Origin of the sequence: Pseudomonas sp. MG-9, assembly GCF_018729515.1 — a bacterium.
GTDB lineage: Bacteria > Pseudomonadota > Gammaproteobacteria > Pseudomonadales > Pseudomonadaceae > Aquipseudomonas > Aquipseudomonas serboccidentalis.
Genome location: NZ_JAHHZH010000004.1, coordinates 326,530 through 352,341, shown reverse-complemented (window position 1 = coordinate 352,341; position 25,812 = coordinate 326,530). Strand labels below are relative to the sequence as shown.

The window sequence follows — 25,812 nt, the reverse complement described above, 5'->3', positions numbered from 1 at the left end:
GCTCACTCCTACAATTGGAACTGTGCAATTCGCGGTATCAGGCGTCTTCGAGCAAGTTATGCAGCTCGACGAATTGCTGCGTCAGCTTGTGCCGGGGGTCGAGGTGGATCAGCGGCGTGCTGGCCTGGTGCGACTCACGCATGCGCACCGAACTGCTCAGATACACCGGCAGCACCGGCAAGCCTTCAGCAATCAACTCATCGAGCATCTGCTGCGGCAGGCTGGCCCGGGCCTGGAACTGGTTGACCACGATGCCTTCGACTTCCAGACCTTCGTTGTGGTCTTCCTTCAACTCTTCGATCTCCGCCAGCAGCCCGTACAGCGCCTGCCGCGAGAAGCTGTCGCAATCGAAGGGAATCAGCACACGATCGGCGGCAATCAGTGCCGACACCGCATAAAAATTCAGGGCCGGCGGGGTGTCGAGGTAGATCCGGTCGTAATCTTCCGACAACTCGTCCAGCAACTTACGCAGCTTGTTGATCTTGTGCTTGGCCTCAAGCTTGGGCTGCAGATCGGCCAGTTCGGCGGTCGCGGTGATGATGTGCAGGTTGTCGAACGGGGTTTCGTAGATGTCGGCCTGGTTTTTCTTCGAAAACGGCCCTGAAGACAGGGTCTGCTTGAAGAAGTCGGCGATGCCCATCGGTATGTCATTCCCGGTGAGCCCCGTCAGATACTGAGTGGAATTGGCCTGGGCATCGAGATCCACCAACAGCGTGCGATAGCCCTCGCTGGCACTGACCGCCGCCAGATTGCAGGCAATGCTGGATTTGCCCACGCCACCTTTCTGATTGAACACCACGCGCCGCATGACAAAACCTCCGTGTATCAAAGAATGACCGAGTGTAGATGCGTGCGGGTTGGCTTCGCTACCTTCATGGACACGGACTACAAGGTCAGGTGCAAATATCCCCATGGCAACGGGGCAAAAACTGCCAGTAATCGCCGAGATGCCCGACAGACAAACTTCCGCCAATCTGGACAATGGCCGATTAACATTTTTTCCACGAACCAACCGGTACATTTAACTGCGCAAAATGTAACCAGCATTTGCTACACACTCATCGCACCGGGATAATGCGCGCCACCCGAACGTCAGGCGCCACGCCGCGTCCGGTAACGTCAGCACAGCCCGGCTGCGGCTTTGGCGACTCAACGCGTCAATACAAGCCCGCAGGGGCGGGATAAATGTCCGTGATCAACTTCAACATCGCCCAATGGCGCGCGTGGGCCCCGGGGCTCGACAGCGTGGACGCCTGGCAGGCCTGGAGCCGACAACCGGTCGTGCTCCAGAGCAGCGATGCCGCGCCCGATGTGTCGTTCCTGCCGGCCATGCAGCGCCGGCGCCTCAGCCGCCTGGCGCGGATGGCGTTCAGTGTCGGCTGGCCGCTGGCCGACGGACGGGAGAACCTGCCGCTGGTGTTTGTTTCGCGGCACGGCGAAACCCCGCGCACCTTTGAAATCCTCAGTGACCTGGCCAAGGACGAGCCGTTATCACCGACCCAGTTCAGCCTGTCGGTGCACAACGCCATTATCGGCCTGTGGTCGATCATGCGCGGCGAAACCAGCGAAATGACGGCCCTCGCGGCAGCCGGCGATGGTCTGGAGCACGGCATGCTCGAAGCCGCGGCCCTGCTCGACGAAGGCGCTCCGGCGGTGCTGCTGGTGATCACCGAAGAACAGCCACCGCAGGCTTACTCACAGTGGATCGACGATGTGCCCTTCCCCTATGCGGTCGGCCTGCTGCTCACCCCGGGTACCGACTGGCGGCTGACCCTGAACAGCGGCCCCGAAGCACTGTCCAAAGCGCACTGGCCGCATGCGCTGAATCTGTTGCGAACCCTGCTCGGTCAGCAAACCCATTGCCAACATGCCTGGAAAAATCGTGTATGGACCTGGCAACGCAACCCGTGACCGAGAAAAACCGCGACGCCTACTACTGGCGCCTGCTGGCCACCGCCGCAAGTTTTGCGCTGTTCGGGCTGGGCGGGCTGTGCCTGCGCCTGCTGGTGTTTCCGCTGCTCGGTTGCCTGCCCGGGGATGCGTTGAAACATCGTCAGCGCGCGCGGCAGACCGTCAGTCGGCTGTTCTGGTTTTTTGTGCGATTCATGGCCCGGAGCGGCGTGCTGACCTACGACATTCAAGGGGCCGAACGCCTGGGCCGCCCCGGGCAGATGATCATCGCCAACCACCCGTCGCTGATCGATGTGGTGTTCCTGATCGGTCTGGTGCGCCAGGCCAACTGCGTGGTGAAGAAAACCCTGTGGGAAAACCCTTTCACCCGTGGCCCGCTGCGCAGCACCGAATACATCAGCAATGACGGCAGCATGGACATGCTCGACGCTGCCGCCCAATCCCTGCAAAACGGCCAGACCCTGATCATTTTCCCCGAGGGTACCCGCACCCGGCCGGGGCGGGCACCGGCCTTTCATCGGGGGGCCGCGGCGATTGCCCTGCGCGGTGCGAAAATCGTTACCCCGGTGGTCATCAAGGTCAACCCGACCACCCTGACCAAGGCCGAACCCTGGTATCGGATCCCTCACCGCCGCGTGCACTTCAGTTTTCGTGTCGGGGCCGATATAGACCCACAGACTTACGCAACGCAAGGTCCGGCTCCGCAGGCCTCGCGCAAGCTCAACGATTATTTGCACTCTTACTTCATTAAGGAGCTCGCCGAAGATGAGCGATCTGAATAACCCTGGCCTGGTGCGCGACATCAAACTGCTGATCATCGATGCCCTGGGCCTCGAAGACATCAGCGTCGACGATATCGGCGACGAGCAGACGCTGTTCGGCGAAGGCCTGGGCCTGGATTCTGTCGACGCGCTGGAACTGGGTCTGGCCATCCAGAAAAAATACGGCATCAAGATCGACGCCGACGCCAAAGACACCCGTAACCACTTCACCAACGTGGCGAGCCTTGCGGCGTTCGTCACGGCAAAACAGGCAGCTTGAGACCGGACCATGCAAACTCGTGACGACATTTTCAACACCTTGCGCGATGCCTTGGTCGAGCTGTTCGAACTGGATCCGGCGCGTATCAGCCTGGAATCCAATCTGTATCAGGATCTGGAAATCGACAGCATCGACGCGGTCGACCTGATCGATCACATCAAACGCCAGACCGGCAAAAAAATCGCCGCCGAAGAATTCAAGTCGGTGCGCACCGTCGGCGACGTGGTCGAGGCGGTCTACCGTCTGGTTCAACCGGCCGCATGAGCCGATTGATCGGCCTCGGCCTGCTGCTGGCGGGCCTGCTGTACCCCTTTGCGGTGTATTTCGGCATGGAGCACTTCGCCCCGTGGCAGTTCGGGCTGCTGCTGGGAAGCCTGTGGCTGGCGCGCGCGCTGACCGGCGAGCGCAAGCCCGGCAGTCTGTGGATGGCCTGCGTGGCGATCGTTTTCTGCGTGATGCTGGCGCTGTTCGACAGCCCGCTGTTGCTGCGCTGGTACCCGGTGCTGATCAGCGGCTTCATGCTGGCGCTGTTCAGCCTGAGCCTGAAATGGGGTCCGCCGATGGTCGAGCGCCTGGCGCGAATCCGCGAGCCGCAACTGCCGCCCGAGGCGATCCGCTACACCCGCCAGGTCACCGTGGCCTGGAGCGTGTTTTTCTTCTGCAATGGTTTGTGCGCCGCCCTCCTGACCCTGTGGGCGCCGCTGAATTGGTGGATGTTGTACACCGGCCTGATCTCCTACGGATTGATCGGCCTGATGTTTGCCATTGAATGGCTGATACGACAACGGGTAAGAGGCCGTAAATGAACTGGATAAAACTTGAGCACCTGTTGCTCAAGGCCCTGCCGGGGCGAGTGATCACCGACACCCCGGCCCTCGACCACGCGCAACTGCGCGAGCAGGCGCTGAGCATTGCCGCCGGCCTGCAGGCACGCGGCGTGCAGCGTATGGCAGTGCATCTGGAAGATGCCGCCGACCTCGCCAGTGCCCTGCTCGGTGCCTGGCGCGCCGGCGTCAGTGTGTTGCTGCCAGCGGACCTGCAGGCGCAGACCCGCCAGCGCTGGTCGAGTGAGGTCGATGTCTGGCTGACCGATCACAGCGCGGATCTTCACTTGAACGATCTGCAGCAGCCAGCCCTGCCTGGCGCTGAACTGGATCTGGACCAGTGCCACCTGAGCCTGTGCACGTCCGGCTCCAGCGGCGAGCCCAAGCGCATCGACAAGACCTTGCGCCAACTGGCCAACGAGGTCGCGGCGCTGGAGCAACTGTGGGGCGCGGATCTCGGTGAGGCGTGGATCATCGGCAGCGTCGCCACCCAGCACATCTACGGTTTGCTGTTCCGCGTGTTGTGGCCGCTGTGCGCCGGGCGCCCATTCGTGCGCAAGCAACTGGCGTTTCCGGAAGACTTGCAACGCGCCAGCCGCGAACACCCGGCCTTCGCCTGGGTCAGCAGCCCGGCGCTGCTCAAACGCATGGGCGACAACCTCGACTGGCCGGCCCTGAGTGCCGTGCGTCGGGTGTTTTCCTCCGGCGGCGCATTGCCGGCAGACGCCGCGCACAGCCTGCAGCAACGTTTACAGCAGTGGCCGACGGAAATCCTCGGCAGCTCGGAAACCGGCGGCATCGCCTGGCGTCAGGGCGCAAGCCTGTGGCAGCCATTCGCCGGGGTTGAACTGAGCCAGGACAGTGACGGCGCCCTGCTGGTCGCCTCACCCTACCTGCCGGCCGGTCATGTCGAACACACCGCCGATGCCGCACGCATCGCCGTCGACGGTCGCTTCGAGCTACTGGGCCGGCTGGACCGCATCGTCAAACTCGAAGAGAAGCGCATTTCCCTGCCGATGCTGGAACAGGCGCTGATCGCCCACGACTGGGTCGCCGAAGCGCGGCTGGGCGTAGTCCAGGAAAACCGCGCGGTGCTCGGTGCCGTGTTGGTGCTCAGTGAGTCGGGGCTGTTCGCCTTGCGCGAACATGGCCGCCGCAGTCTGACCGAAGCCCTGCGCAAACACCTGAGCCAGCATTGCGAAGCCCTGGCCTTGCCACGGCGCTGGCGCCTGGTGCGGCAACTGCCGCTGAACAGCCAGGGCAAGCTGCCACAGGCCGACATCGACGCGCTGCTGTTGGCGCCACGGCCGAAAGCCCCCGAAGTGCTGGAACAGGTTGAAACCGCGGGCGAGTGGAGCCTGCAACTGGCGGTGCCAGCGGATCTGGCCTACTTCAGCGGCCACTTCCCCAAGGCCCCGGTGTTGCCCGGCGTGGTGCAAGTGGAATGGGCACTGAAACTCGGTCAACAGCTGCTGGACCTGCCGGGTAAATTTGCCGGCATGGAAGTGCTGAAGTTCCAGCAACTGGTGCGCCCGGGCGATGAAATCCAGCTGCACCTGCGCTTTGATCGTGAGCGCGGCAAACTGTATTTCGCCTACCGTAACGACACGGCCACCTGCTCCAGCGGACGGATTCTTTTGGAGCCAAGTCATGCATAACCTGTGGCGAGGGAGCTTGCTTTCGCTGGGCTGCAAAGCGGCCCCAAAACTACTCGGCACACCACCGAGTGCGAGTGCTTCGCACTCGAGCGGGAGCAAGCTCCCTCGCCACAAAGATTGTGTGAGCCGGGGTGAGAACCATGCATAACCCTTGCGCCGTGATCCCGGTCTACAACCACGAAACCGCAATCAGCACCGTGGTTGACGCCCTGCTCGCCCAAGAGCTGCCGTGCATTCTGGTGGACGACGCCAGCAGCCCGTCCTGCGCACGAGTGCTGGACGCCCTGGCTGAACGCGACAACGTGCACTTGGTGCGCCTGACCCTCAATCAGGGCAAGGGTGGCGCGGTGATGACCGGCCTGCGCGAAGCGGCGCACCTGGGGTTCAGCCATGCCTTGCAGGTCGACGCCGACGGCCAGCATGACCTGCAGGACGTCGCCCGTTTCGTCGAAGAATCCCGCGCGCATCCTCAAGCGCTGATCTGCGGTTACCCGCTGTTCGACGACAGCGTGCCCAAGGGCCGTTTGTATGCGCGCTACCTGACCCACGTGATGGTCTGGATCAACACGCTGTCGCTGCAGATCCGCGATTCGATGTGCGGCTTTCGCGTGTATCCACTGGCCCCGACCCTGGCGTTGATCGACTCGGCACGGATCGGCAAGCGCATGGATTTCGACTCGGACATCCTGGTGCGCCTGTCGTGGCGCAATCAGCCGATGCGCTGGCTGCAAACCAGCGTGCATTACCCGCTGGACGGCGTGTCGCACTTCCGCCTGTTTCACGACAACGCGCTGATTTCCAGCATGCACACCCGGTTGTTCTTCGGCATGTTGCTGCGCCTGCCGCTGATCCTCTGGCGCCGGTGGCGAACATGAGCGTCGAGAGCGACAACAAGCACTGGGCCGACCGCGAAGAGCGCGGCAGTTTCCTGCTGATGAAATTCACCGCGCTGGCCGCCAAAGTCCTTGGCCGGCGCCTGCTGAGTCCGTTGCTGTACGGCATCGTTCTGTACTTTTTCCTGTTCGGTCGCACCGCCCGCCACAGCACCTGGCAGTACCAGCAACGACTGGCCGACTGGAGCCAGCGCGACGATTTGCGCCCGAGCCACTGGCGGGTGTTCGGCCAGTTCATGGCGTTCGCCGATTCACTGCTCGACAAGCTCGACGTGTGGAACGGCAAAATCCGCATCGAGCAGATCGAAATCATCGACCCGGCGCTGTTGCGCAATCAGCTGCGCGGCCAGCGTGGACAACTGCTGGTCGGCGCGCACCTGGGCAACCTCGAAGTGTGCCGGGCGCTGGCGGAGATCGGCGAAAAAGTCACCATGAACGTGCTCGTGCACACCAAGCACGCCGAGCAGTTCAACCGTTTGCTCGGCGAGGCCGGGGCGACCAACCTGCGCCTGATTCAGGTCAGCGAACTGGACCCGGTGATCATGCTGCAACTGCACGAACGCCTGGAGCGCGGCGAGTGGCTGGCCATTGCCGGCGACCGTGTGCCGCTGCACGGCGGGCGCAGCGTCACCGTCGACTTTCTCGGCCACCCGGCACCGTTCCCGCAGGGGCCGTGGCTGCTGGCCGGGTTACTCAAATGCCCGGTCAATCTGTTGATGTGCCTGAAACAACCGGACGGCCACTATCGCCTGACCCTCGAGCCGTTTGCCGACAGCGTGACGTGGACACGTCGCGAGCGCGAACAGGTCATTCATCAGTGGGCCACCCGTTATGCGCAGCGCCTGAGTCACTATTGCCTCGAAGCCCCGCACCAATGGTTCAACTTTTACCCTTTCTGGAAGACCGATGACGACGCCAACCCATGAGCCGGTAACCTTCGGCGAACGCCCTTTGCGCATCGAAGACGTGCTGGCCCTGGCCAACCGTCAGGCGCCCGTGCAGTTGCAGAGCGACGCCGATTACCGTGAGCGCATCGCCAAGGGCGCGCGGTTTCTCGACTCGCTGCTGGACAAGGAAGGTGTGATCTATGGCGTGACCACCGGTTACGGCGATTCCTGCGTGGTTGCGGTGCCGCTGCATCACGTCGAGGCGCTGCCGCGTCATCTCTACACCTTCCACGGTTGCGGACTGGGCAAACTGCTCGACGCCCAGGCCACCCGCGCCGTGCTGGCCGCACGTTTGCAGTCGCTGTGCCACGGCGTGTCCGGGGTGCGCATTGAACTGCTGGAGCGCCTGCACGCGTTCCTCGAACACGACATCCTGCCGCTGATTCCCGAAGAAGGCTCGGTGGGCGCCAGCGGCGACCTGACGCCGCTGTCCTACGTCGCCGCGACCCTGTCCGGCGAGCGCGAAGTGATGTTCCGTGGGGAACGCCGACAAGCGGCCGACGTGCATCGCGAACTCGGCTGGACGCCATTGGTGCTGCGCCCGAAAGAAGCGCTGGCCTTGATGAACGGCACGGCAGTGATGACTGGCCTTGCCTGTCTTGCCTACGCCCGCGCCGACTACCTGCTGCAACTGGCCACACGCATCACCGCGCTCAACGTGGTCGCGCTGCAAGGCAATCCGGAACACTTCGACGAACGCCTGTTCGCCGCCAAACCGCACCCGGGGCAGATGCAGGTCGCCGCGTGGCTGCGCAAGGATCTGGCGATCGACGCGCCGACCGCGCCGCTGCATCGCCTGCAGGATCGCTACTCGCTGCGTTGCGCCCCACACGTGCTCGGCGTGCTGGCCGACAGCCTGAGCTGGCTGCGTTCGTTCATCGAAACCGAACTCAACAGCGCCAACGACAACCCGATCATCGACGCCGAAGCCGAGCGCGTGCTGCACGGCGGGCACTTCTACGGCGGGCACATCGCGTTCGCCATGGACAGCCTGAAAAACCTCGTGGCCAACGTGGCCGACCTGCTCGACCGACAACTCGCGCTGCTGGTCGACGAGCGCTACAACCATGGTTTGCCGAGCAACCTGTCCGGCGCCCCGGCGGATCGCGCCATGATCAACCACGGCTTCAAGGCCGTGCAGATCGGCACCAGCGCCTGGACCGCCGAAGCCCTGAAAAACACCATGCCGGCCAGCGTGTTCTCGCGCTCCACCGAGTGCCACAACCAGGACAAGGTGAGCATGGGCACCATCGCCGCCCGCGACGCGATCCGCGTGCTGGAGCTGACCGAACAGGTCGCCGCTGCCACGTTGCTCGCGGCTAACCAAGGTGTGTGGCTGCGCGGTCGCGATCAGGATGCGCGACCGCTGCCGCCCGCTCTGGCCGCCATGCACGAAGCACTGGGCAAAGACTTCCCGCCGGTCATCGAAGACCGTGCGCTGGAAGGCGAACTGCGCCTGTGCCTGCAACGCATCGCCGAGCAACACTGGAGGCTGCATGCGTAGCGCCGGAGTCCTGCACGCCGACACGGAAATCCTCGTGCCGTTCTTCGACGTCGACACGATGCATGTGGTCTGGCACGGGCACTACGTCAAATACCTGGAAGTGGCGCGCTGCGCGCTGCTCGACCAGATCGGCCACAACTACACGCAGATGTCCGAGTCCGGTTATGCATGGCCGATCATCGACCTGCAACTGCGTTATGTGCGTGGCGCGGTGTTCGGCCAGCGCTTGAACGTGCGCGCCAGCCTGGTGGAATGGGAGAACCGGCTGAAGATCAATTACCTGATCACCGACCTGCAGACCGGCGAACGCCTGACCCGCGCCAGCTCGGTGCAAGTGGCGGTCGAGATCAGCAGCCGCGAGATGCAATTGGCCTCACCCAAAGTGTTCACCGATGCGGTGGAAAGGATGCTGCGATGAACCTGATCTGCAAATGCCTCGGTGCGTTGGCACTGCTCGCTGTCTCAAGCCTGGCCAACGCCTTCGATCTGCAACAGCTCAGCGAGCAACTGGCGAAACCGGACGTGATCCACGGCCAGTTCATCCAGGAGAAACACCTGCGCGCCCTGCCCCAGCCACTGATCAGCAAGGGCAGCTTCGTCCTGGCGAAAAACCATGGCCTGCTCTGGTTGCTCAAGACCCCGCTGCAGCAGGACTACCGCATCACCGCCAACGGCATCGCCCGCCGTGACGGCAACGGCTGGCAGATGCTGCCGAACAAGAGCGCCGGGGCCGAGCAGAACCGCTTGTTTCTCGCCGTGCTGCAAGGTGACAGCAGCGGCCTGCAACGGGATTTCGAGCTGGCCCTGAGCGGCGACGCACAGCAATGGAAACTGACCCTGACCCCGCGTTCGGTGCTGCTCAAGCAAGTGTTCAACCAAATCAATATCGACGGCGGTGCGCTGGTACAGACCATCGAACTGCTGGAAACCCAGGGCGACAGCACCGTGCTGCGCATGCAGGACAGCACCGCAAGCCAGCCGTTGAGCGACACGGAGCAACATGACTTTGCCGAGTGAACGCAGGCTGCCGTGGCTGTTCCTGATCCTGCTGCTGGCGGTCGTCGCGCTGGCCGGTTGGCAGTGGCGCGACGGTGCGCCGCTGTCGGCCAACCTCATGGAACTGGTGCCCGGCACTCACCCTGACGCCCTCGAACTGCGCGCCGAACAGCGCATGCAGGAGCCGCTCAACCGGGAAATGCTGGTGCTGGTCGGCCATACCGATCGCCAGCAAGCGGTCGTCATGGCCCAGACCCTGGGCGAGCAATGGCAAGCCAGCGGCCTGTTCGAAAAGGTTCAGTGGAATCTGCAAGCCGACCTCCCGGCCCTGCGCACGCAACTGCTGCAAGGGCGGCTGGCGATGCTCTCGGCGGATGACCGGCAACTGCTGACCGAGCACCCCGATGCGTTTATCCAGCAACGGGTGCAGGCATTGTTCGACCCGTTCAGCGGTTTCAGTCTGGTGCCGAGCCAGGACGACTGGCTGGGCCTCACCGGACGCATCCAGAACAGCCAGCCGAAACACGGCGCGGTGCAACTGGACATCGGCAGCGGAACACTGGTCGCCGATGCCGACGGCAAGAGCTGGGTGCTGCTGCGCGCGCGCACCACCGGCAATGCCTTCGACATGAACCTGCCACTGAAAGTGGCGGACCTGCTCCAGCACAGTCGCGAGCAGGCGGCGAAAGCCGACGTGCAACTGCTGGCCGCCAGCGGTCTGCTCTACGCCGCCAACGGTCAGCAGCAAGCTACCCGCGAAATGACCTGGGTCGGCGGCGGCGCCACCCTCGGCATTTTGCTGTTGCTGCTGTTGGCGTTTCGCCGCTGGCGGGTGTTGCTGGCGTTCGTGCCGGTGCTGGTGGGCATGCTGTTCGGCGCGGTGGCCTGCGTGGCGTTGTTCGGCCACATGCATGTGATGACGCTGGTGCTCGGCTCCAGCCTGATCGGCGTGGCAGTGGATTACCCGCTGCACTATCTGTCGAAAAGCTGGAGCCTCAAGCCGTGGCGCAGCTGGCCGGCATTGCGCCTGACACTCTCCGGGCTGACCTTGAGCCTGATCACCAGCGCCATCGGTTATCTGGCGCTGGCCTGGACGCCATTCCCGGCGCTGACGCAAATCGCGGTGTTCTCCGCCGCCGGATTGCTCGGCGCTTACCTGTCGGCGGTGTGCCTGCTGCCGGCCTTGCTGAAAAACGTTGAGCTGCAGCCGGCGCAATGGCCGCTGCGCCTCGCCGAACGCCTGGTGAAGTTGCGCGAAACCCTGCTCGAACATGTACGCACCCCGGTACTGCTGGCGCTGCTGATCGCGTTCTGCGCCGGCGGTCTGGTGCAACTGCAAAGCAAGAACGACATCCGCCAATGGGTCGGCGCACCGCAACGGCTGACCGACGAGGCGCAGACCATCGCGCGCATCACCGGCTACCAGCCGACCAGCCAGTTCTTCCTGGTGCGCGGGGCCAATCAGCAGGAACTGCTGGAGCGTCAGGCCGCGTTGAGCGAACGTCTGCAGCAACTGGTCAACCTCGACAAGCTGCAAGGCTATCTGGCCCTCGATCAACTGCTCAGCCCACCGAGCCAGCAACAGCAGGTTCGCGAGGCACTGAGCCAACTGCCGCAGTTCTGGCAGCCATTGCTCGACCTCGGCGTACCGCTCGCCGCGCTGCAATCCGAGTTGCAACAGTTGCAGAACCTGCCCGCCGAGGACATCGACGCCGCGCTGGCGGGCCCCTTGGGCGAACCGTACCGCACGCTGTGGCTCGGCCCGACCGATGATGGCGTGGCGGCGATGACCAGCCTGCAAGGTTTGAACAATCCGTCGCTGCTGCGGGTGCAGGCGCTGGACTTACCGGGAGTGATGCTGGTTGATCGTCTCGGCGAGTTGAACAACGTATTCGCCGCGACCCAGATCAGCGCCGCCGAACTGAAACTCGCCTCCTGTGTATTGATCGTGCTGGTGCTGATCGTGCCGTTCGGCTTCGGCGGCGCCTTGCGCATCGTCGCCCTGCCGCTGCTGGCGGCGCTGTGCAGCCTCGCCAGCCTCGGTTGGCTCGGCCAGCCGCTGACCCTGTTCAGCCTGTTCGGCCTGCTGCTCGTAACGGCGATCAGCGTCGATTACGCGATCCTCATGCGTGAGCAGGTCGGCGGCGCGGCTGTCAGCCTGCTGGGCACCTTGCTGGCGGCGCTGACGACCTGGCTGTCGTTCGGTTTGCTGGCGGTGTCGAGTACGCCGGCGGTGAGCAATTTCGGCCTGTCGGTAAGCCTGGGGCTGGCCTTCAGCTTCATCCTCGCGCCGTGGGCCGGACGTCACGCGCACAGCGCCGCCGTCGCGGAGCCGGCAGCGTGATGGTCGTCGGCTTCTGGCTGATGGCCCTGGCGTTGTTCGCCGTGGCGACCCGTGTCGGCCGGTATTTCGGCCTGATCCCGATCGTCAGCCAGTTGCTCCTGGCAAGCTTCGGTTTGCCGCTGCTGATGTATTTCTGGATCGAACCGGGCTGGCAGCTCAGCGGCGCCGAGCTGATCGCGCCCGTGTGGCTGAAAGACCTCTACAGCCTGAGTTTCGCCTTGTTGCTCGGGCACATCCTCAGCGATGTGATCGACCTGCGTCTGGACCGCCAGAGCGTGAAAATCGCCGTGCCGAGTTTTGCCGTGCCGTTCGCCTGCGGGCTGGCGGTCGCCTGTTGGCTGTTGCCGACGCAACCGTGGCTGAACTCGCTGGCGATCGGTCTGGTGTTCGCGATCACCGCGATCCCGGTGCTGTACCTGTACTTGCGCCACATCGATTACCCGCCCGCCGCCACAAGGCGTCTGGTGCAGACCGCGATCCTGATCGATCTGACCTGCTGGACGCTGTTCGGCCTCGCTCAGGGCAGCCTGCATTTGAGCAGTCTGTTGCTGCCACTTGGATTGGCCTGCGTGCCGGTGCTGCTGCATCTGCTCCGTGTGCGTCGACCGCTGACTTACAGCCTCGGCTTCTTCGCGCTGCTGGTGCTGACCGAGCACTACAAGCTCAACGCACTGATTTTCGGCATCGGTTACCTGTTGTGCATGGCGCTGCTGAAAGTGCCGTTGGTGCTGCCATTGCCAGCGCTGTGGATGAGCCGCTTGCAGACGTGGATCGCGATCCCGCTGATCCTCACCTTCGGCATCGTGCAGATCGACGTGCACAGCGCCCTCGCCAGCCTTGGTGCGCTGCAATGGGTGGCACTGCTGCTGTTGCCGATTGCCAGTAAACTGCTCGGCAACTGGCTCGGTCTGGGCTGGGCCGGCGCGTCGTTCGAAGGCGCCAGCCGCTGGCGCGAAAGCGTGCTGCTGAACATCCGCGGCCTGAGCGAAATCGTCTTTCTCAACCTGTTGCTGCAACAACAGCTCATCAGCCCGGCGCTGTACTTCGCACTGATGCTGATGGGCCTGATCGCGACGCTGTTGCCGGCCCTGATCGGCCTGCATCGCGCGCCCCTGAACTTGCAAAACCCACTGTCCCGGAGCTCACGTGCCAATCGTTGAAATGGAATCCCGTCAGGTCGTGATCATCGGCGCGGGCCCATCCGGGGCCATCGCCGCCGCATTGCTCAAGCGCAAGGGCCACGATGTGCTGGTGATCGAGCGCCAGCATTTTCCAAGGTTTTCCATCGGTGAAAGCTTGCTCAGTCATTGTCTGGATTTCGTCGAAGAGGCCGGCATGCTCGACGCGGTCAACGCCGCCGGATTCCAGCGCAAGACCGGTGCCGCGTTCGCCTGGGGCGAGCGCTACAGCGCCTTCGATTTCGGCGATACCTTCACCGGCGGCAAGCCGACCACGTTCCAGGTGCAGCGCGCCGATTTCGACAAGCTGCTGGCCGATCAGGCAGTGCTGCAAGGTGTCGAGATCCGCTATGGCGACGCCATCGTCCGCGTCGATTTCAACCGCGCCAAACCGCAGCTTGACGTGCTGCGCGAAGACGGTAGCGAGTACCGCATCCAAGCGAATTTCGTGCTCGACGCCAGCGGTTACGGTCGGGTGCTGTCGCGCCTGCTCGATCTGGAAGCACCGTCGAATTTCCCGGTGCGCCAGGCGGTGTTCACCCACGTCGAAGATCACATCGACAACCCGGCCTTCGACCGCGAAAAGATCCTCGTCACCACCCACCCAGAGCATCGCGACATCTGGTTCTGGACGATCCCGTTCAGCCATGGTCGCTGCTCGGTGGGCGTAGTCGCTGCCGCCGAACACTTCAACGGCCGCGATACCGATCTGGATGCCTGCCTGCGCGGTTTCATCGCCGAGACCCCAAGCCTCGCCGGCGTGCTGAACAACGCCGTGTGGGACACCCCGGCGCGCACCCTCGGCGGCTATGCGGCCAACGTCAAAACCCTGCACGGCCCGGGCTTCGCCCTGCTCGGCAACGCGGCGGAATTTCTCGATCCGGTGTTTTCCTCCGGCGTGACCATCGCCATGCGCTCGGCGAGCATGGCCGCCGCCGTCCTGCACCGGCAGTTGCAGGGCGAAACCGTCGACTGGCAGCGCGAGTTCGCCGAGCCGCTCAAACGCGGGGTCGACACCTTCCGTTGCTACGTCGAGGGCTGGTACGCCGGCACCTTTCAGGACGTGATTTTTTATGAAGACAGCCAGGCGGACATTCGCCGGATGATCTGCTCGATCCTCGCCGGTTACGCCTGGGATGAACGCAACCCGTTCGTCAGCGAAGCGCGCCGCCGGTTGAAGATGATTTCCGAACTCTGTGCAAAGGACGCCCCATGAATTACTTGAGCGACAGCTACGTCGAGGAAACCCGCTTCGGCTTCTGGTTCCTGCGCAGCCACACCTGGCAGCACCATGTGTTGCGCGTGGCGATCAACGACCTGCGCGGGCTCTTCAGCGAGGCGCTGCCGGCCAATCCGGTGCTGCTGGATGCCGGCTGTGGCCAAGGCAAGTCGTTCCGGTATCTGCGCCAGACCTTCGCGCCACAGCGTTTGATCGGCGTCGATGCCGACCCGCACAGTCTGCAATTGAGCGCCGAAGAAGCAGCGCGGCAAGGCTTTGACGTGGAACTGCTCGGCAGCGACTGCGCGACGCTCAACGTGGCGGACGCCAGTGTCGACCTGCTGTTCTGCCACCAGACCTTTCATCACCTGGTCGAACAGGAAAAAGCCCTCGCCGAGTTCTACCGCGTACTCAAGCCGGGCGGTTATCTGCTGTTCGCCGAGTCCACCGAGGCCTACATTGATACCTGGATAATCCGCTGGCTGTTCCGCCATCCGATGCAGGTGCAGAAGAGTGCCGCGCAGTACCTGGAGATGATTCGCCAGCAGGGTTTCGAGTTCGGTGAACGCAATGTCTCGTACCCGTATCTGTGGTGGAGCCGGTCGAAGGATTTCGGTTTGCTGGAACGGTTTGGGGTGCGCAAGCCGAAACCGTTTGGCGAGCGCGAGGAAACCTTGGTGAATGTCGTTGCCCGCAAGCCGCTTGAAGGTGGTCTCTGATGCGACACATAACCTGTAGGAGTGAGCCTGCTCGCGATAGCGGTAGGTCAACCAACATGTTTTTCGAATGTGCCACCGTCATCGCGAGCAGGCTCACTCCTACAAGGTTTGTGGTGTGGCTGATGTTGGTGATGTTCGCCCTGCTAAGTGGTTGCGCCAGCCAGGCCCCGCTGCCCGCGAGCAACCCGACTTTGCCCCTGCCGCTGCAACTGCACATCGAACGCCAGCAAGCCGATCAGCGTCAGGACTGGCTGCTGGTGATCCAGCGCGAAGGCCCTGGCATTCGCTGGTCGATGATGGACCCGCTGGGCATTCCTCAGGCCCGTCAGCAACTGATCGACGGGCGCTGGCAGGCCGACGGTCTGCTGCCGCCCAACCCGGAAGCCCGGGAGCTGTTTGCCGCGCTGCTGTTCGCCCTGACCCCGTCCGGCGAGCTGTTGCGCAATTATCCCGCCGCGCAGCAACAGGCTGGGCAACGCTCGCTGCCGCCACGCTGGGCGATCCGTTATGCACAACCGTTGAGCTTCGAATTGAATCTGCCCCAAGGCCCGCACTATCGGGTTTCTCCCCTCGGTGAATCGACGCCATGACTGCCTACCTCAATGCCCTCGGCGTGATCTGCGCCCTGGGTCGCGACAAGCATCAAGTCGCGCAGAATCTGTTTGCCGGTGACTGCTCGGGCATGCGCCGCGAATCCGGCTGGGTCGCCGGGCGTGAACTGCCCGTGGCGGCAGTGCACGGTGAGCTGGCGGCGATCCCGGCCGAACTGGCCGACCAGAGCAGCCGCAACAATCAACTGCTGCTGGAAGCTGCGTTGCAGATTCGCGCTGACATCGACCGGGCCATCCAGACTTATGGCCGCGAGCGCATCGGTGTGGTGCTCGGCACCAGCACTTCGGGCATCGACGAAGCCAGCCGCGGTCTGGCGCACTACATCCGCGAGCAACAGTTCCCTGTTGAGTACGACTATCGGCAACAGGAGCTCGGCGCACCGGCGAATTTTCTGGCCGACTGGCTGCAACTCAGCGGCCCGGCCTACGTGATCTCCACCGCCTGCACCTCTAGCGCCCGGGCCTTAATGAGCGCGCAGCGCCTGCTTGATCTGGGCCTGTGCGATGCCGTGCTGTGCGGCGGGGTCGACAGCCTGTGCAAACTCACGCTCAACGGTTTCAGCGCGCTGGAGGCGGTGTCCGACGAGCGCTGCAATCCGTTCTCGGCCAACCGCAACGGCATCAACATCGGCGAAGCGGCGGTGCTGTTCCTGATGAGCAAGCAGCGGGACGGCGGCCCGGCCATCGCCCTGCTCGGCGCCGGAGCCAGCTCCGATGCGCACCATATTTCCGCCCCGGAACCGAGCGGCCGCGGCGCCCTGCAAGCGATGCAGAAAGCCTTGAACCGCGCACAGCTGCAAGCTGCGCAAATCCATTACCTGAACCTGCACGGCACGGCGACCCAGCATAACGATGCGATGGAAAGTCTGGCGGTCGCCACCCTGTTCCCGGACGGCGTGGCTTGCTCGTCGACCAAGCCAATGACCGGTCATACCCTCGGCGCGGCCGGTGCGCTGGAAGCGGCGTTCTGCTGGCTGAGCCTGAGCGCCGACAATCCGCAACAAGCCTTGCCACCGCACGTCTGGGATGCCCAGGCCGATCCCGACCTGCCGGCCCTGAACTGGGTGACCGCGAGCGAACGCCTGTCGTCCATTGCACCCCGCTACCTGATGAGCAACTCGTTTGCCTTCGGGGGCAACAACGTCAGCCTGATTATCGGAGACGCACCATGACCGACTGGCCGCTCGCCGAACTGCTGCCCCACGCTGGCGACATGATTCTGATCGATCGCATCCTCAGTTTCGACGAGGAGCAGATACACACGTGCCTCACGGTCAAGCCCGACGGTTTGTTCAGCCTGTCCGACGGCAGCCTGCCGGCGTGGGTCGGCGTTGAGTTGATGGCGCAGAGTGTCGCCGCGTTCGCCGGTTGCCACGCACGGCAGAAGGGCAACCCGGTGGTGCTGGGTTTCCTGCTCGGCACGCGTAAATTCGAGTGCAACGTCGAGGTGTTCCCGGCCGGCAGCGAACTGACCATCCATGGCATCCGTTCGCTGGAAGACGACAACGGCATGGGCGTGTTCGAATGCCACATCCACGGGCCCGGCATCGAGGCCAGCGCGCGGTTGAATGTGTTCCGTCCACCCCAGCCATCCCAATATCTTGAACAAAACCGGGAGTCGAACGATGACTGAATCCGTACTGGTCACCGGCTCCAGCCGTGGCATCGGCCGCGCCATTGCCTTGCGTCTGGCGCAGGCCGGGCACGACATCGTCCTGCATTGCCGCAGCGGCGTTGTCGAAGCCCAAGCGGTGCAGACCGAGATCCAGGCGCTGGGTCGCAAGGCGCGCATCCTGCAATTCGACGTCGCCGACCGCGAAACCTGCAAAACCATACTTGAGGCCGACGTCGAAACCCACGGCGCCTATTACGGTGTGGTGCTCAACGCCGGACTGACCCGCGACGGCGCCTTCCCGGCGCTGAGCGATGACGATTGGGACGTGGTGCTGCGCACCAACCTCGACGGTTTCTACAACGTCCTGCACCCGGTGATGATGCCGATGATCCGCCGTCGCGCCGCCGGTCGGATCGTCTGCATCACCTCGGTGTCGGGATTGATCGGCAACCGTGGCCAAGTCAATTACAGCGCCTCCAAGGCCGGGGTGATCGGCGCTGCAAAAGCGTTGGCGATCGAGCTGGGCAAGCGCAAAATCACGGTTAACTGCGTCGCGCCGGGTCTGATCGACACGGCGATGCTGGATGAAAACGTGCCGGTGGAAGAGCTGATGAAAATGATCCCCGCACAACGCATGGGCACCCCGGAAGAGGTCGCCAGTGCGGTGAATTTCCTGATGTCGGCGGAAGCCTCGTACATCACCCGCCAGGTCCTGGCGGTCAACGGAGGCTTGTGCTGATGAAGCGCGTCGTCGTCACCGGCATGGCCGGCATCACCTCGCTGGGCAGCGACTGGCAGACCATCGCCGGCAACTTCGCGGCCAACCGCAGCGGCATCCGCCGGATGGACGAGTGGGACCGCTTCAGCGAACTCAACACGCGTCTGGCCGGTCCGATCGATGACTTTGTCGTCCCGGCGCACTGGACGCGCAAGCAACTGCGCAGCATGGGCCGGGTGTCGCGGCTGGCGGTGGGCGCGGCAGAACAGGCCCTGGCGGATGCCGGCCTGCTCGGCGACGAATCGATCAAGGACGGGCGCATGGGCGTTGCCTGCGGTTCGTCCACCGGCAGCACCGACGAGATCAAGGCGTTCGGCAACATGCTGCTCAACTCGGTCGCCGAGGGCCTCAACGCCAACTCCTACGTGCGGATGATGCCGCACACCACCGCCGCCAACATCAGCATCTTCTTCGGCCTCACCGGGCGCCTGATCCCGACGTCCAGCGCCTGCACCAGCGGCAGCCAGGGCATCGGCTATGCCTATGAGGCGATCAAGTTCGGCCGTCTGCCACTGATGCTCGCCGGCGGTGCCGAAGAACTGTGCCCGACTGAAGCGATGGTCTTCGACGCGCTCTACGCCACCAGCCTGAAAAACGATGCGCCGCAGACCAGCCCACGTCCGTACGACAAGGGCCGCGATGGCCTGGTGATCGGCGAAGGCGGCGGCATGCTGGTGCTCGAAGAGCTGGAACATGCCCTGGCTCGCGGCGCGCGGATCCACGCGGAAATCGTCGGTTTCGGCAGCAACGCCGACGGCCAGCACACCACCCGCCCGGAACAGATCACCATGCGCCGCGCCATGGAACTGGCGCTGGAAGACGCCGGGCTCACACCGGATGCCATCGGCTACGTCAACGGCCACGGCACCGCGACAGAACAGGGCGACATTGCCGAAACCCTGGCCACCAGCAGCCTGTTCGGTGAACGCATGCCGATCAGCTCGCAGAAGAGTTTCCTCGGCCACACGCTCGGGGCCTGTGGGGCGCTGGAGTCGTGGTTCAGTATCGAAATGCTCAATCGCGACCTGTACGTGCACACGCTCAACCTCGATGAGGTCGATCCGCACTGCGGCAAGCTCGACTACCTGCGCGGCGAATTCCGCCCGATGCACCACGAGTATGTGATGAACAACAATTTCGCTTTTGGTGGCGTCAACACCTCGTTGATTTTCCGCCGCTGGCCGTAACCGTATCAATCCAGGTCAAGGAGACCTCCATGCGTTTCAACAAACTCGCCATTGCCTCCCTGCTGCTCTGCGCCTTGCCGGCGGTCAGCCAGGCCCGTGACACCCAGGTCTTCCTGCCGTTCGACAAAGCGGTGGCCGAAGCGACCCGCAGCGGCAAGATCGATGGCAGTGTGAAGTTCTACCTGGCCGGCAACGCCCCGGCCGGCAAAGTCACCGTCGTGAGCAGCGGCGCCGTGACCAACAAAAAGACCAACGCCTTCAACAAGTCCGATCAGGTGGCCTGCGAATGGGTCGTGCAATCGGCCATCATCAGCCTGCACCAAGCGGCAAAAAGCGCCGGCGCCAACGCCGTGACCAACATCGTCAGCTTCTACAAGAGCAACGAGCGCAAGGACTCGCAGAACTACGAATGCCACGCCGGCGCGATCATGGCCGGCGTTGCATTGAAGGGTGATCTGGCGAACGTGCAGTAATCGCCGGAGCACTGTCACCAGGGCGCCATCGGGCGCCCTTTTCGTTTTCAGCATCTACACTCGTTTTGACAAGCCAGCACACCTCGCCTGTCAGAGCGGCGAGCCCTGTCCATCGAGCACTCGCGGTTCTCTTTCACCGTCAAGGAGATGACCATGCATGTGAAAGCCCTGATTGCCGCCGCGTTACTTGGTTTTTTGCCCAGCGCCAGCCACGCCACGAATCTGATGTACATGCCATTCGAGACCGTGCTCTCGGACGCGATCCGCGCCGGGCGGCTGGACGGCAGCGTGAAGTTCTTTCTGATCGGCAATGGGCCGCAGGGCACGCAGCAAATGTTGCGCCGGGACGTGGTCAGCGATTTACGCACCAACGGCTTCAACAAGAGTGATCACGCTTCGTGCGAGTGGGTGCTGCAGTCGAACCTGATCAAATTGCAGGCCGACGCCAAGCGGGTCGGGGCGAATGCAGTGGTCAATATCGTCAGTTATTACGACCAGCATGTGCGCAAGGATTTGAATACCTATGAGTGCCGGGCCGGGGTGTTCGTGACGCGGGTGGCGTTGAAGGGGGATTTGGTGCGGTTGCCTTAACGGCAAGATCAAAAGATCGCAGCCTTCGGCAGCTCCTACAGGGACCACATATCCATGTAATGTAGGAGCTGCCGAAGGCTGCGATCTTTTGGCGGCAGGTCAAACACCCTCGACCTTGCGCGTGAGCAGTTCGACAAACGCCTTGGCCATCGGCGACTTCTGATCCTTGCGCTGCACCAGCCACACCGCCGACACCGCCTCCGGATCGAGCAACGGTCGATAGACCACACCGTCGATGCGCATCCGCTGATAGGACGCCGGCAACACCGAAACCCCCAGCCCCGCCGCGACCAGACCGATGATGGTCATCGCCTCACCGGCCTCCTGGGCGAAGTGCGGGCTGAACCCGGCATCGCGCGCCAGACTCAGCAATTGCGCATACAGACCGCTGCCGTAGCTGCGCGGGAAGAACACGAACGGTTCCAGCGCCAGCGCCGAGAGGAATAGCCCTTCCTCAGTGCCCTGCGCCAACGGATGCTTGGAGCCGAGCACCGCCACCAGCGGCTCACGCATCAGTTCCACCACATTCAGCGAATCCGGCAGGCCCAGCGGGCGCATGATCCCGACCTCGATCGACTCATCCACCAGGCCCTCGGCGACTTGTGTGCTGCTCATCTCCCGCAAGTTGAGGTGCACTGCCGGAAAACGCTGGCGAAAGGCAAAGATCGCCTGGGGAATGGTCGAGTTGAACGGTGCCGACGAGGTGAAGCCGATTTTCAATTCGCCCAGCTCACCGAGTTGCGCACGCCGGGCGACATCCGCCGCCTTGTCGACCTGCGCCAGCACCAGCCGAGCCTCTTCCAGGAACAATCGGCCGGCCTCACTCAGTTCGACCCGACGATTGGTGCGTTCGAACAACCGGGCACCGACCTCTTGCTCCAGCGCCTGAATCTGCTGGCTCAGCGGCGGCTGGGAGATGCCCAGCACCTGTGCAGCGCGGCCGAAATGCAGCTCTTCGGCGACGGCGATGAAGTAGCGCAAGTGACGCAATTCCATGGACACCCCATTAGGTCGTTAAAGCTATCAAACAGGTCGAACAATATATTGGATAGAAACATTAGCCAGCTATATGATTTTTTCATTGCCTGCCTGGCCGTGCCCTCCGAGGTCTGAAGTGAAAACAGCTGTCGCCCCCCTGGCCCATGAAGTCCCGCCTGCTGCCGCGGACGATGTGATCGCCGAGCTGCAAGAGATCTACATCGAAAAAGGCACGCCGATGTTCATGCGCACAGTGCTGGCGCTGTTCAGCGGCGGCTTCGCGACCTTTGCCCTGCTGTACTGCGTGCAACCGATGATGCCGCTGCTGTCCCACGAGTATTCGATCAACGCGGCGCAGAGCAGCCTGATCCTCTCGGTGGCGACCGGCATGCTGGCCTTCGGTCTGTTGATCACCGGGCCGATTTCCGACCGCATCGGGCGCAAACCGGTGATGGTCGCGGCGCTGTTCGCCGCCGCCCTGTGCACCATCGCCAGTTCGATGATGCCGAGCTGGCACGGGGTGTTGATCATGCGTGCGCTGATCGGGCTGTCATTGAGCGGCCTGGCGGCGGTGGCGATGACCTACCTGAGCGAAGAGATCCATCCGCAGCACATTGGCCTGGCGATGGGCCTGTACATTGGCGGCAACGCGATTGGCGGGATGAGCGGGCGGTTGATCACCGGGGTGCTGATCGACTTTGTCAGCTGGCACACGGCGATGCTGGTGATCGGCGGCCTGGCGCTGGTCGCGGCGGCGGTGTTCTGGAAGATCCTTCCCGAGTCGCGCAACTTCCGCGCACGCTCACTGCACCCACACAGCCTGCTCGACGGCTTCACCATGCACTTTCGCGACGCCGGCCTGCCGCTGCTGTTTCTGGAAGCGTTCGTGCTGATGGGCGCGTTCGTCACCCTGTTCAACTACATCGGCTATCGCCTGCTGGCCGCGCCGTACAACCTTGATCAGGTGTTCGTCGGGCTGCTCTCGGTGGTGTACCTGTCGGGCATCTACAGTTCGGCGAAGATTGGTTCGCTGGCCGACAAACTGGGGCGGCGCAAGGTGTTGTGGGCAACCATTGCGCTGATGTTCGCCGGCCTTGCGCTGACCATGTTCACGCCGCTGTTGCTGGTGATCGTCGGCATGCTGATCTTTACCTTCGGCTTTTTTGGCGCGCACTCGGTGGCGAGCAGCTGGATCGGGCGGCGGGCGACCAAGGCCAAGGGGCAGGCGTCGTCGTTGTACCTGTTCAGCTATTACGCCGGTTCGAGTATTGCCGGGACGGCAGGCGGGGTGTTCTGGCATCTCGGCGGGTGGAATGGCATCGGTCTGTTTATCGGCTCGCTGTTGCTGATCGCGCTGTTGGTGGCGTTGAAACTGGCGAAGTTGCCGCCACTCAGCGGTGTCAAAGCCTGAAGCGCAACCCATGTAGGAGTGAGCCTGCTCGCGATAGCGGTGTGTCAGCCAACATATTGGGCGACTGGCTCACCGCTATCGCGAGCAGGCTCACTCCTACAATTGATCTGCGTACGACGTTGAATCGTGGAAACAAAAACGCCCGACATTTAGCCGGGCGTTTTTTATTGTGTGGCGATCACTCGTGATACTGCGCCGACAACTCGTGCACCGCGCGCAGGAACGCGCCTGCATGCTCCGGATCCACCTCAGGGGTGATGCCGTGGCCGAGGTTGAACACGTGGCCGCTGCCCTTGCCGTAGCTGGCCAGAATGCGCCCGACTTCAGTGCGGATCGCTTCAGGCTTTGCGTACAGCACGGTCGGGTCCATGTTGCCTTGCAGCGCGACCTTGTCGCCAACGCGGGCGCGGGCGCTGCCGATGTCGCAGGTCCAGTCCAGACCCAGTGCGTCGGCACCGGCTTCGGCGATACTTTCCAGCCACAGACCGCCGTTCTTGGTGAACAGGATCACCGGCACCTTGCGACCATCGTGCTCGCGGATCAGGCCGCTGACGATTTTCTTCATGTAAGCCAGGGAGAACTCCTGGTACGCCGCCGCCGACAGGTTGCCGCCCCAGGTATCGAAGATCTGCACCGCTTGCGCGCCGGCCTGGATCTGGCCGTTGAGGTACGAGGTCACCGACTGCGCCAGCTTGTCCAGCAACAGGTGCATGGCTTGCGGGTTGTCGTAGAGCATCGCCTTGGTCTTGCGGAAGTCTTTCGACGAGCCGCCTTCAACCATGTAAGTCGCCAGGGTCCATGGGCTGCCGGAGAAACCGATCAGCGGCACACGGCCGTTCAGCTCGCGGCGGATGGTACTGACCGCGTCCATCACGTAGCCGAGATCCTTGTGCGGATCCGGGATCGGCAGCGCCTCGATGTCTGCCAGGGTGCTGACAACTTTCTTGAAGCGCGGACCTTCACCGGTCTCGAAGTACAGACCCTGGCCCATGGCATCGGGGATGGTGAGGATGTCGGAAAACAGGATCGCCGCGTCCAGTTGTGGATAACGGTCGAGCGGTTGCAACGTGACTTCGCAAGCGAATTCCGGATTCATGCACAGGCTCATGAAATCACCGGCATGGGCACGGCTGGCGCGGTATTCAGGCAGGTAGCGGCCGGCCTGGCGCATCATCCACACCGGGGTGACGTCAACGGGTTGCTTGAGCAGGGCGCGGAGGAAACGGTCGTTCTTCAGGGCAGTCATGTCGGCATCCGGAAAAAAAGTGCGGGCATTTTCTCAGAGCGCGACGCAAAAGGCACGGATGCAGGTCAGCCTTTTGTCTATCGGGTCAATTTATTGCGTTGGAGTACAGAGTCTGCAGCACCCAAAAACAACTGTAGGAGTGAGCCTGCTCGCGATAGCGGTGTTTCAGTCAATGCATCAGGTGACTGATCTACCGTCATCGCGAGCAGGCTCACTCCTACAAGGTATTGCGTTGTTTGGTTAGACGCCCAGGTAGTCGAGGATCCCTTCGGCGGCATTGCGGCCTTCGAAGATCGCCGTCACCACCAGGTCGGAGCCGCGCACCATGTCGCCACCGGCGAAGATTTTCGGATTGCTGGTCTGGTGCTTGTACTGACCTTGCTCAGGCGCGACGACGCGGCCCTGGCTGTCGGTCTGGATCTCGAACTGCTCGAACCACGGCGCCGGGCTCGGACGGAAACCGAACGCGATGACCACGGCGTCGGCCGGGATGATCTCTTCGGAACCCGGGATTGGCTCGGGGCTGCGGCGGCCACGGGCGTCCGGTTCGCCGAGACGGGTCTCGACCACCTTCACGCCTTCAACCTTGTCTTCGCCAACGATGGCGATCGGCTGGCGGTTGTAGAGGAATTTCACGCCTTCTTCCTTGGCGTTCTTCACCTCTTTGCGCGAGCCGGGCATGTTCGCTTCGTCACGACGATAAGCGCAGGTCACCGACTTGGCGCCCTGGCGGATCGAAGTACGGTTGCAGTCCATCGCCGTGTCGCCACCGCCGAGCACCACAACCTTCTTGCCTTTCATGTCGACGAAATCTTCCGGCGACTTTTCAAAGCCCAGGTTGCGGTTGACGTTGGCGATCAGGAAGTCCAGCGCGTCATAGACGCCCGGCAGGTCCTCACCGGCAAAACCGCCCTTCATGTAGGTGTAGGTGCCCATGCCCATGAACACGGCATCGTATTCGGCGAGCAGTTGCTCCATGGTCACGTCCTTGCCGACCTCGGTGTTGAGGCGGAATTCGATGCCCATGCCGGTGAAGACTTCGCGGCGATTGCTCAGCACGGTCTTCTCAAGCTTGAACTCGGGGATGCCGAAGGTCAGCAGACCGCCGATTTCCGGGTTCTTGTCGAACACCACCGGGGTCACGCCGCCACGTACCAGCACGTCGGCACAACCGAGGCCCGCCGGGCCCGCGCCGATGATCGCGACACGCTTGCCGGTCGGTTTGACCTTGGACATGTCCGGTCGCCAGCCCATGGCGAACGCGGTGTCGGTGATGTACTTCTCGACCGAACCGATGGTCACCGCACCGAAACCGTCGTTGAGGGTGCAGGCCCCCTCGCACAGACGATCCTGTGGGCACACCCGGCCGCAGACTTCCGGCAGGGTGTTGGTCTGGTGCGACAGCTCGGCGGCCTGGAGGATGTTGCCCTCGGCCACCAATTTGAGCCAGTTGGGAATGAAGTTGTGCACCGGGCACTTCCATTCGCAATACGGGTTGCCGCAACCCAGGCAGCGATGGGCCTGATCGGCCGACTGCTGGGGTTTGAACGGTTCGTAGATTTCCACGAACTCTTTCTTGCGTTGACGCAACAGTTTCTTCTTCGGATCCTTGCGCCCGACATCGATGAACTGGAAGTCGTTATTCAGACGTTCAGCCATTGTTAAAACCTCATCAAACTCTTCAGGCG

Annotated in this window: 27 protein-coding genes; 23 read left to right on the top strand and 4 right to left on the bottom strand. The window is 63.1% G+C overall.

Features of this window, described 5'->3' with window-relative positions:
* Nucleotides 1-37 precede the first annotated feature (37 nt).
* The gene (locus tag KKQ10_RS12520) at nt 38-808 is read right to left on the bottom strand and encodes a ParA family protein (RefSeq protein WP_127648664.1); all 771 of its coding nucleotides are present in this window, start codon (nt 806-808) and stop codon (nt 38-40) included.
* A gap of 377 nt (nt 809-1,185) precedes the next feature.
* Here KKQ10_RS12520 and KKQ10_RS12515 point away from each other — a divergent pair, with 377 nt between their 5' ends.
* From KKQ10_RS12515 to KKQ10_RS12410, 22 genes are all read left to right on the top strand, one after another.
* A complete protein-coding gene (locus KKQ10_RS12515; protein WP_127648663.1) occupies nt 1,186-1,911 on the top strand; it encodes a beta-ketoacyl synthase chain length factor in 726 nt (241 codons plus the stop codon).
* A complete protein-coding gene (locus KKQ10_RS12510; RefSeq protein WP_215501269.1) occupies nt 1,887-2,693 on the top strand; it encodes a lysophospholipid acyltransferase family protein in 807 nt (268 codons plus the stop codon). The genes KKQ10_RS12515 and KKQ10_RS12510 overlap by 25 nt, the downstream gene beginning before the upstream one ends.
* Nucleotides 2,677-2,952 (top strand): phosphopantetheine-binding protein, encoded by a 276-nt coding sequence (locus tag KKQ10_RS12505; RefSeq protein WP_127648661.1) that lies wholly within the window; start codon nt 2,677-2,679, stop codon nt 2,950-2,952. The genes KKQ10_RS12510 and KKQ10_RS12505 overlap by 17 nt, the downstream gene beginning before the upstream one ends.
* 9 nt (nt 2,953-2,961) lie before the next feature.
* Nucleotides 2,962-3,216 (top strand): acyl carrier protein, encoded by a 255-nt coding sequence (locus tag KKQ10_RS12500; RefSeq protein WP_003220947.1) that lies wholly within the window; start codon nt 2,962-2,964, stop codon nt 3,214-3,216.
* Complete coding sequence (locus KKQ10_RS12495; protein ID WP_127648660.1) at nt 3,213-3,758, top strand: COG4648 family protein; 546 nt, start codon at nt 3,213-3,215, stop codon at nt 3,756-3,758. The genes KKQ10_RS12500 and KKQ10_RS12495 overlap by 4 nt, the downstream gene beginning before the upstream one ends.
* Nucleotides 3,755-5,434, top strand: coding sequence for an acyl-CoA synthetase family protein (locus tag KKQ10_RS12490; RefSeq protein WP_215501268.1), 1,680 nt, complete (start codon nt 3,755-3,757; stop codon nt 5,432-5,434). The genes KKQ10_RS12495 and KKQ10_RS12490 overlap by 4 nt, the downstream gene beginning before the upstream one ends.
* Nucleotides 5,435-5,574: 140 nt before the next feature.
* Nucleotides 5,575-6,309, top strand: coding sequence for a glycosyltransferase family 2 protein (locus KKQ10_RS12485; protein WP_215501267.1), 735 nt, complete (start codon nt 5,575-5,577; stop codon nt 6,307-6,309).
* On the top strand, nt 6,306-7,253 hold the full coding sequence (locus KKQ10_RS12480; protein ID WP_127648657.1) for a lysophospholipid acyltransferase family protein: 948 nt from the start codon (nt 6,306-6,308) through the stop codon (nt 7,251-7,253). The genes KKQ10_RS12485 and KKQ10_RS12480 overlap by 4 nt, the downstream gene beginning before the upstream one ends.
* A complete protein-coding gene (locus KKQ10_RS12475; protein WP_215501266.1) occupies nt 7,234-8,778 on the top strand; it encodes an HAL/PAL/TAL family ammonia-lyase in 1,545 nt (514 codons plus the stop codon). The genes KKQ10_RS12480 and KKQ10_RS12475 overlap by 20 nt, the downstream gene beginning before the upstream one ends.
* The gene (locus KKQ10_RS12470) at nt 8,771-9,196 is read left to right on the top strand and encodes an acyl-CoA thioesterase (protein WP_027611337.1); all 426 of its coding nucleotides are present in this window, start codon (nt 8,771-8,773) and stop codon (nt 9,194-9,196) included. The genes KKQ10_RS12475 and KKQ10_RS12470 overlap by 8 nt, the downstream gene beginning before the upstream one ends.
* On the top strand, nt 9,193-9,795 hold the full coding sequence (locus KKQ10_RS12465) for an outer membrane lipoprotein carrier protein LolA (protein ID WP_215501265.1): 603 nt from the start codon (nt 9,193-9,195) through the stop codon (nt 9,793-9,795). The genes KKQ10_RS12470 and KKQ10_RS12465 overlap by 4 nt, the downstream gene beginning before the upstream one ends.
* Nucleotides 9,779-12,118, top strand: a complete 2,340-nt coding sequence (locus tag KKQ10_RS12460) for an MMPL family transporter (protein WP_215501264.1) — start codon at nt 9,779-9,781, stop codon at nt 12,116-12,118. The genes KKQ10_RS12465 and KKQ10_RS12460 overlap by 17 nt, the downstream gene beginning before the upstream one ends.
* A complete protein-coding gene (locus KKQ10_RS12455; protein ID WP_127648653.1) occupies nt 12,115-13,278 on the top strand; it encodes a cation:proton antiporter in 1,164 nt (387 codons plus the stop codon). Before KKQ10_RS12460 ends, KKQ10_RS12455 begins: the two co-directional genes overlap by 4 nt.
* Complete coding sequence (locus KKQ10_RS12450; protein ID WP_215501263.1) at nt 13,265-14,512, top strand: NAD(P)/FAD-dependent oxidoreductase; 1,248 nt, start codon at nt 13,265-13,267, stop codon at nt 14,510-14,512. The genes KKQ10_RS12455 and KKQ10_RS12450 overlap by 14 nt, the downstream gene beginning before the upstream one ends.
* Nucleotides 14,509-15,234: a class I SAM-dependent methyltransferase gene (locus KKQ10_RS12445; protein ID WP_215501262.1), complete on the top strand. Its 726-nt coding sequence runs from the start codon at nt 14,509-14,511 to the stop codon at nt 15,232-15,234. Before KKQ10_RS12450 ends, KKQ10_RS12445 begins: the two co-directional genes overlap by 4 nt.
* The gene (locus KKQ10_RS12440) at nt 15,234-15,824 is read left to right on the top strand and encodes a hypothetical protein (protein ID WP_252191585.1); all 591 of its coding nucleotides are present in this window, start codon (nt 15,234-15,236) and stop codon (nt 15,822-15,824) included. The genes KKQ10_RS12445 and KKQ10_RS12440 overlap by 1 nt, the downstream gene beginning before the upstream one ends.
* A complete protein-coding gene (locus KKQ10_RS12435; protein WP_215501260.1) occupies nt 15,821-17,017 on the top strand; it encodes a beta-ketoacyl-[acyl-carrier-protein] synthase family protein in 1,197 nt (398 codons plus the stop codon). The genes KKQ10_RS12440 and KKQ10_RS12435 overlap by 4 nt, the downstream gene beginning before the upstream one ends.
* Nucleotides 17,014-17,478, top strand: a complete 465-nt coding sequence (locus tag KKQ10_RS12430) for a hotdog family protein (RefSeq protein WP_127648648.1) — start codon at nt 17,014-17,016, stop codon at nt 17,476-17,478. The genes KKQ10_RS12435 and KKQ10_RS12430 overlap by 4 nt, the downstream gene beginning before the upstream one ends.
* Nucleotides 17,471-18,199 (top strand): 3-oxoacyl-ACP reductase FabG, encoded by a 729-nt coding sequence (gene fabG / locus KKQ10_RS12425; RefSeq protein ID WP_127648647.1) that lies wholly within the window; start codon nt 17,471-17,473, stop codon nt 18,197-18,199. Before KKQ10_RS12430 ends, fabG begins: the two co-directional genes overlap by 8 nt.
* Complete coding sequence (locus KKQ10_RS12420) at nt 18,199-19,425, top strand: beta-ketoacyl-ACP synthase (RefSeq protein WP_215501259.1); 1,227 nt, start codon at nt 18,199-18,201, stop codon at nt 19,423-19,425. The genes fabG and KKQ10_RS12420 overlap by 1 nt, the downstream gene beginning before the upstream one ends.
* 29 nt (nt 19,426-19,454) lie before the next feature.
* The gene (locus KKQ10_RS12415) at nt 19,455-19,898 is read left to right on the top strand and encodes an excinuclease (protein ID WP_215501258.1); all 444 of its coding nucleotides are present in this window, start codon (nt 19,455-19,457) and stop codon (nt 19,896-19,898) included.
* Between the two features lie 153 nt (nt 19,899-20,051).
* Nucleotides 20,052-20,489: an excinuclease gene (locus KKQ10_RS12410; protein ID WP_215501257.1), complete on the top strand. Its 438-nt coding sequence runs from the start codon at nt 20,052-20,054 to the stop codon at nt 20,487-20,489.
* A gap of 99 nt (nt 20,490-20,588) precedes the next feature.
* Here the strand turns inward: KKQ10_RS12410 and KKQ10_RS12405 are convergent, their stop codons facing one another.
* Nucleotides 20,589-21,485 (bottom strand): LysR family transcriptional regulator, encoded by an 897-nt coding sequence (locus KKQ10_RS12405; protein WP_127648643.1) that lies wholly within the window; start codon nt 21,483-21,485, stop codon nt 20,589-20,591.
* 118 nt (nt 21,486-21,603) lie between these two features.
* Between KKQ10_RS12405 and KKQ10_RS12400 the strand changes: the two genes are divergently transcribed.
* Nucleotides 21,604-22,878, top strand: coding sequence for an MFS transporter (locus KKQ10_RS12400; RefSeq protein WP_215501256.1), 1,275 nt, complete (start codon nt 21,604-21,606; stop codon nt 22,876-22,878).
* A gap of 178 nt (nt 22,879-23,056) precedes the next feature.
* On the opposite strand, the gene hemE is transcribed toward KKQ10_RS12400, so the two are convergent.
* Both hemE and KKQ10_RS12390 read right to left on the bottom strand, forming a co-directional pair.
* On the bottom strand, nt 23,057-24,124 hold the full coding sequence (gene hemE / locus KKQ10_RS12395) for a uroporphyrinogen decarboxylase (protein WP_215501255.1): 1,068 nt from the start codon (nt 24,122-24,124) through the stop codon (nt 23,057-23,059).
* 240 nt (nt 24,125-24,364) lie between these two features.
* Nucleotides 24,365-25,783 carry a glutamate synthase small subunit GltD family protein gene (locus KKQ10_RS12390; protein WP_007909438.1) on the bottom strand — a complete coding sequence of 473 codons (1,419 nt, stop codon included), beginning with the start codon at nt 25,781-25,783 and terminating at the stop codon, nt 24,365-24,367.
* Nucleotides 25,784-25,812: the final 29 nt, after the last annotated feature.

Excerpts from the sequence above, each read along its gene's own strand:
- KKQ10_RS12440 (WP_252191585.1), top strand. The coding sequence starts at position 15,234 with ATGCGACACATAACCTGTAGGAGTGAGCCTGCTCGCGATAGCGGTAGG.
- KKQ10_RS12480 (WP_127648657.1), top strand. The coding sequence starts at position 6,306 with ATGAGCGTCGAGAGCGACAACAAGCACTGGGCCGACCGCGAAGAGCGC.
- KKQ10_RS12470 (WP_027611337.1), top strand. The coding sequence starts at position 8,771 with ATGCGTAGCGCCGGAGTCCTGCACGCCGACACGGAAATCCTCGTGCCG.
- KKQ10_RS12405 (WP_127648643.1), bottom strand. The coding sequence starts at position 21,485 with ATGGAATTGCGTCACTTGCGCTACTTCATCGCCGTCGCCGAAGAGCTG.
- KKQ10_RS12520 (WP_127648664.1), bottom strand. The coding sequence starts at position 808 with ATGCGGCGCGTGGTGTTCAATCAGAAAGGTGGCGTGGGCAAATCCAGC.
- KKQ10_RS12490 (WP_215501268.1), top strand. The coding sequence starts at position 3,755 with ATGAACTGGATAAAACTTGAGCACCTGTTGCTCAAGGCCCTGCCGGGG.
- hemE (WP_215501255.1), bottom strand. The coding sequence starts at position 24,124 with ATGACTGCCCTGAAGAACGACCGTTTCCTCCGCGCCCTGCTCAAGCAA.
- fabG (WP_127648647.1), top strand. The coding sequence starts at position 17,471 with ATGACTGAATCCGTACTGGTCACCGGCTCCAGCCGTGGCATCGGCCGC.
- KKQ10_RS12485 (WP_215501267.1), top strand. The coding sequence starts at position 5,575 with ATGCATAACCCTTGCGCCGTGATCCCGGTCTACAACCACGAAACCGCA.
- KKQ10_RS12460 (WP_215501264.1), top strand. The coding sequence starts at position 9,779 with ATGACTTTGCCGAGTGAACGCAGGCTGCCGTGGCTGTTCCTGATCCTG.
- KKQ10_RS12430 (WP_127648648.1), top strand. The coding sequence starts at position 17,014 with ATGACCGACTGGCCGCTCGCCGAACTGCTGCCCCACGCTGGCGACATG.
- KKQ10_RS12475 (WP_215501266.1), top strand. The coding sequence starts at position 7,234 with ATGACGACGCCAACCCATGAGCCGGTAACCTTCGGCGAACGCCCTTTG.
- KKQ10_RS12500 (WP_003220947.1), top strand. The coding sequence starts at position 2,962 with ATGCAAACTCGTGACGACATTTTCAACACCTTGCGCGATGCCTTGGTC.
- KKQ10_RS12435 (WP_215501260.1), top strand. The coding sequence starts at position 15,821 with ATGACTGCCTACCTCAATGCCCTCGGCGTGATCTGCGCCCTGGGTCGC.
- KKQ10_RS12515 (WP_127648663.1), top strand. The coding sequence starts at position 1,186 with ATGTCCGTGATCAACTTCAACATCGCCCAATGGCGCGCGTGGGCCCCG.
- KKQ10_RS12420 (WP_215501259.1), top strand. The coding sequence starts at position 18,199 with ATGAAGCGCGTCGTCGTCACCGGCATGGCCGGCATCACCTCGCTGGGC.
- KKQ10_RS12410 (WP_215501257.1), top strand. The coding sequence starts at position 20,052 with ATGCATGTGAAAGCCCTGATTGCCGCCGCGTTACTTGGTTTTTTGCCC.
- KKQ10_RS12445 (WP_215501262.1), top strand. The coding sequence starts at position 14,509 with ATGAATTACTTGAGCGACAGCTACGTCGAGGAAACCCGCTTCGGCTTC.
- KKQ10_RS12465 (WP_215501265.1), top strand. The coding sequence starts at position 9,193 with ATGAACCTGATCTGCAAATGCCTCGGTGCGTTGGCACTGCTCGCTGTC.
- KKQ10_RS12390 (WP_007909438.1), bottom strand. The coding sequence starts at position 25,783 with ATGGCTGAACGTCTGAATAACGACTTCCAGTTCATCGATGTCGGGCGC.
- KKQ10_RS12415 (WP_215501258.1), top strand. The coding sequence starts at position 19,455 with ATGCGTTTCAACAAACTCGCCATTGCCTCCCTGCTGCTCTGCGCCTTG.
- KKQ10_RS12495 (WP_127648660.1), top strand. The coding sequence starts at position 3,213 with ATGAGCCGATTGATCGGCCTCGGCCTGCTGCTGGCGGGCCTGCTGTAC.
- KKQ10_RS12510 (WP_215501269.1), top strand. The coding sequence starts at position 1,887 with ATGGACCTGGCAACGCAACCCGTGACCGAGAAAAACCGCGACGCCTAC.
- KKQ10_RS12505 (WP_127648661.1), top strand. The coding sequence starts at position 2,677 with ATGAGCGATCTGAATAACCCTGGCCTGGTGCGCGACATCAAACTGCTG.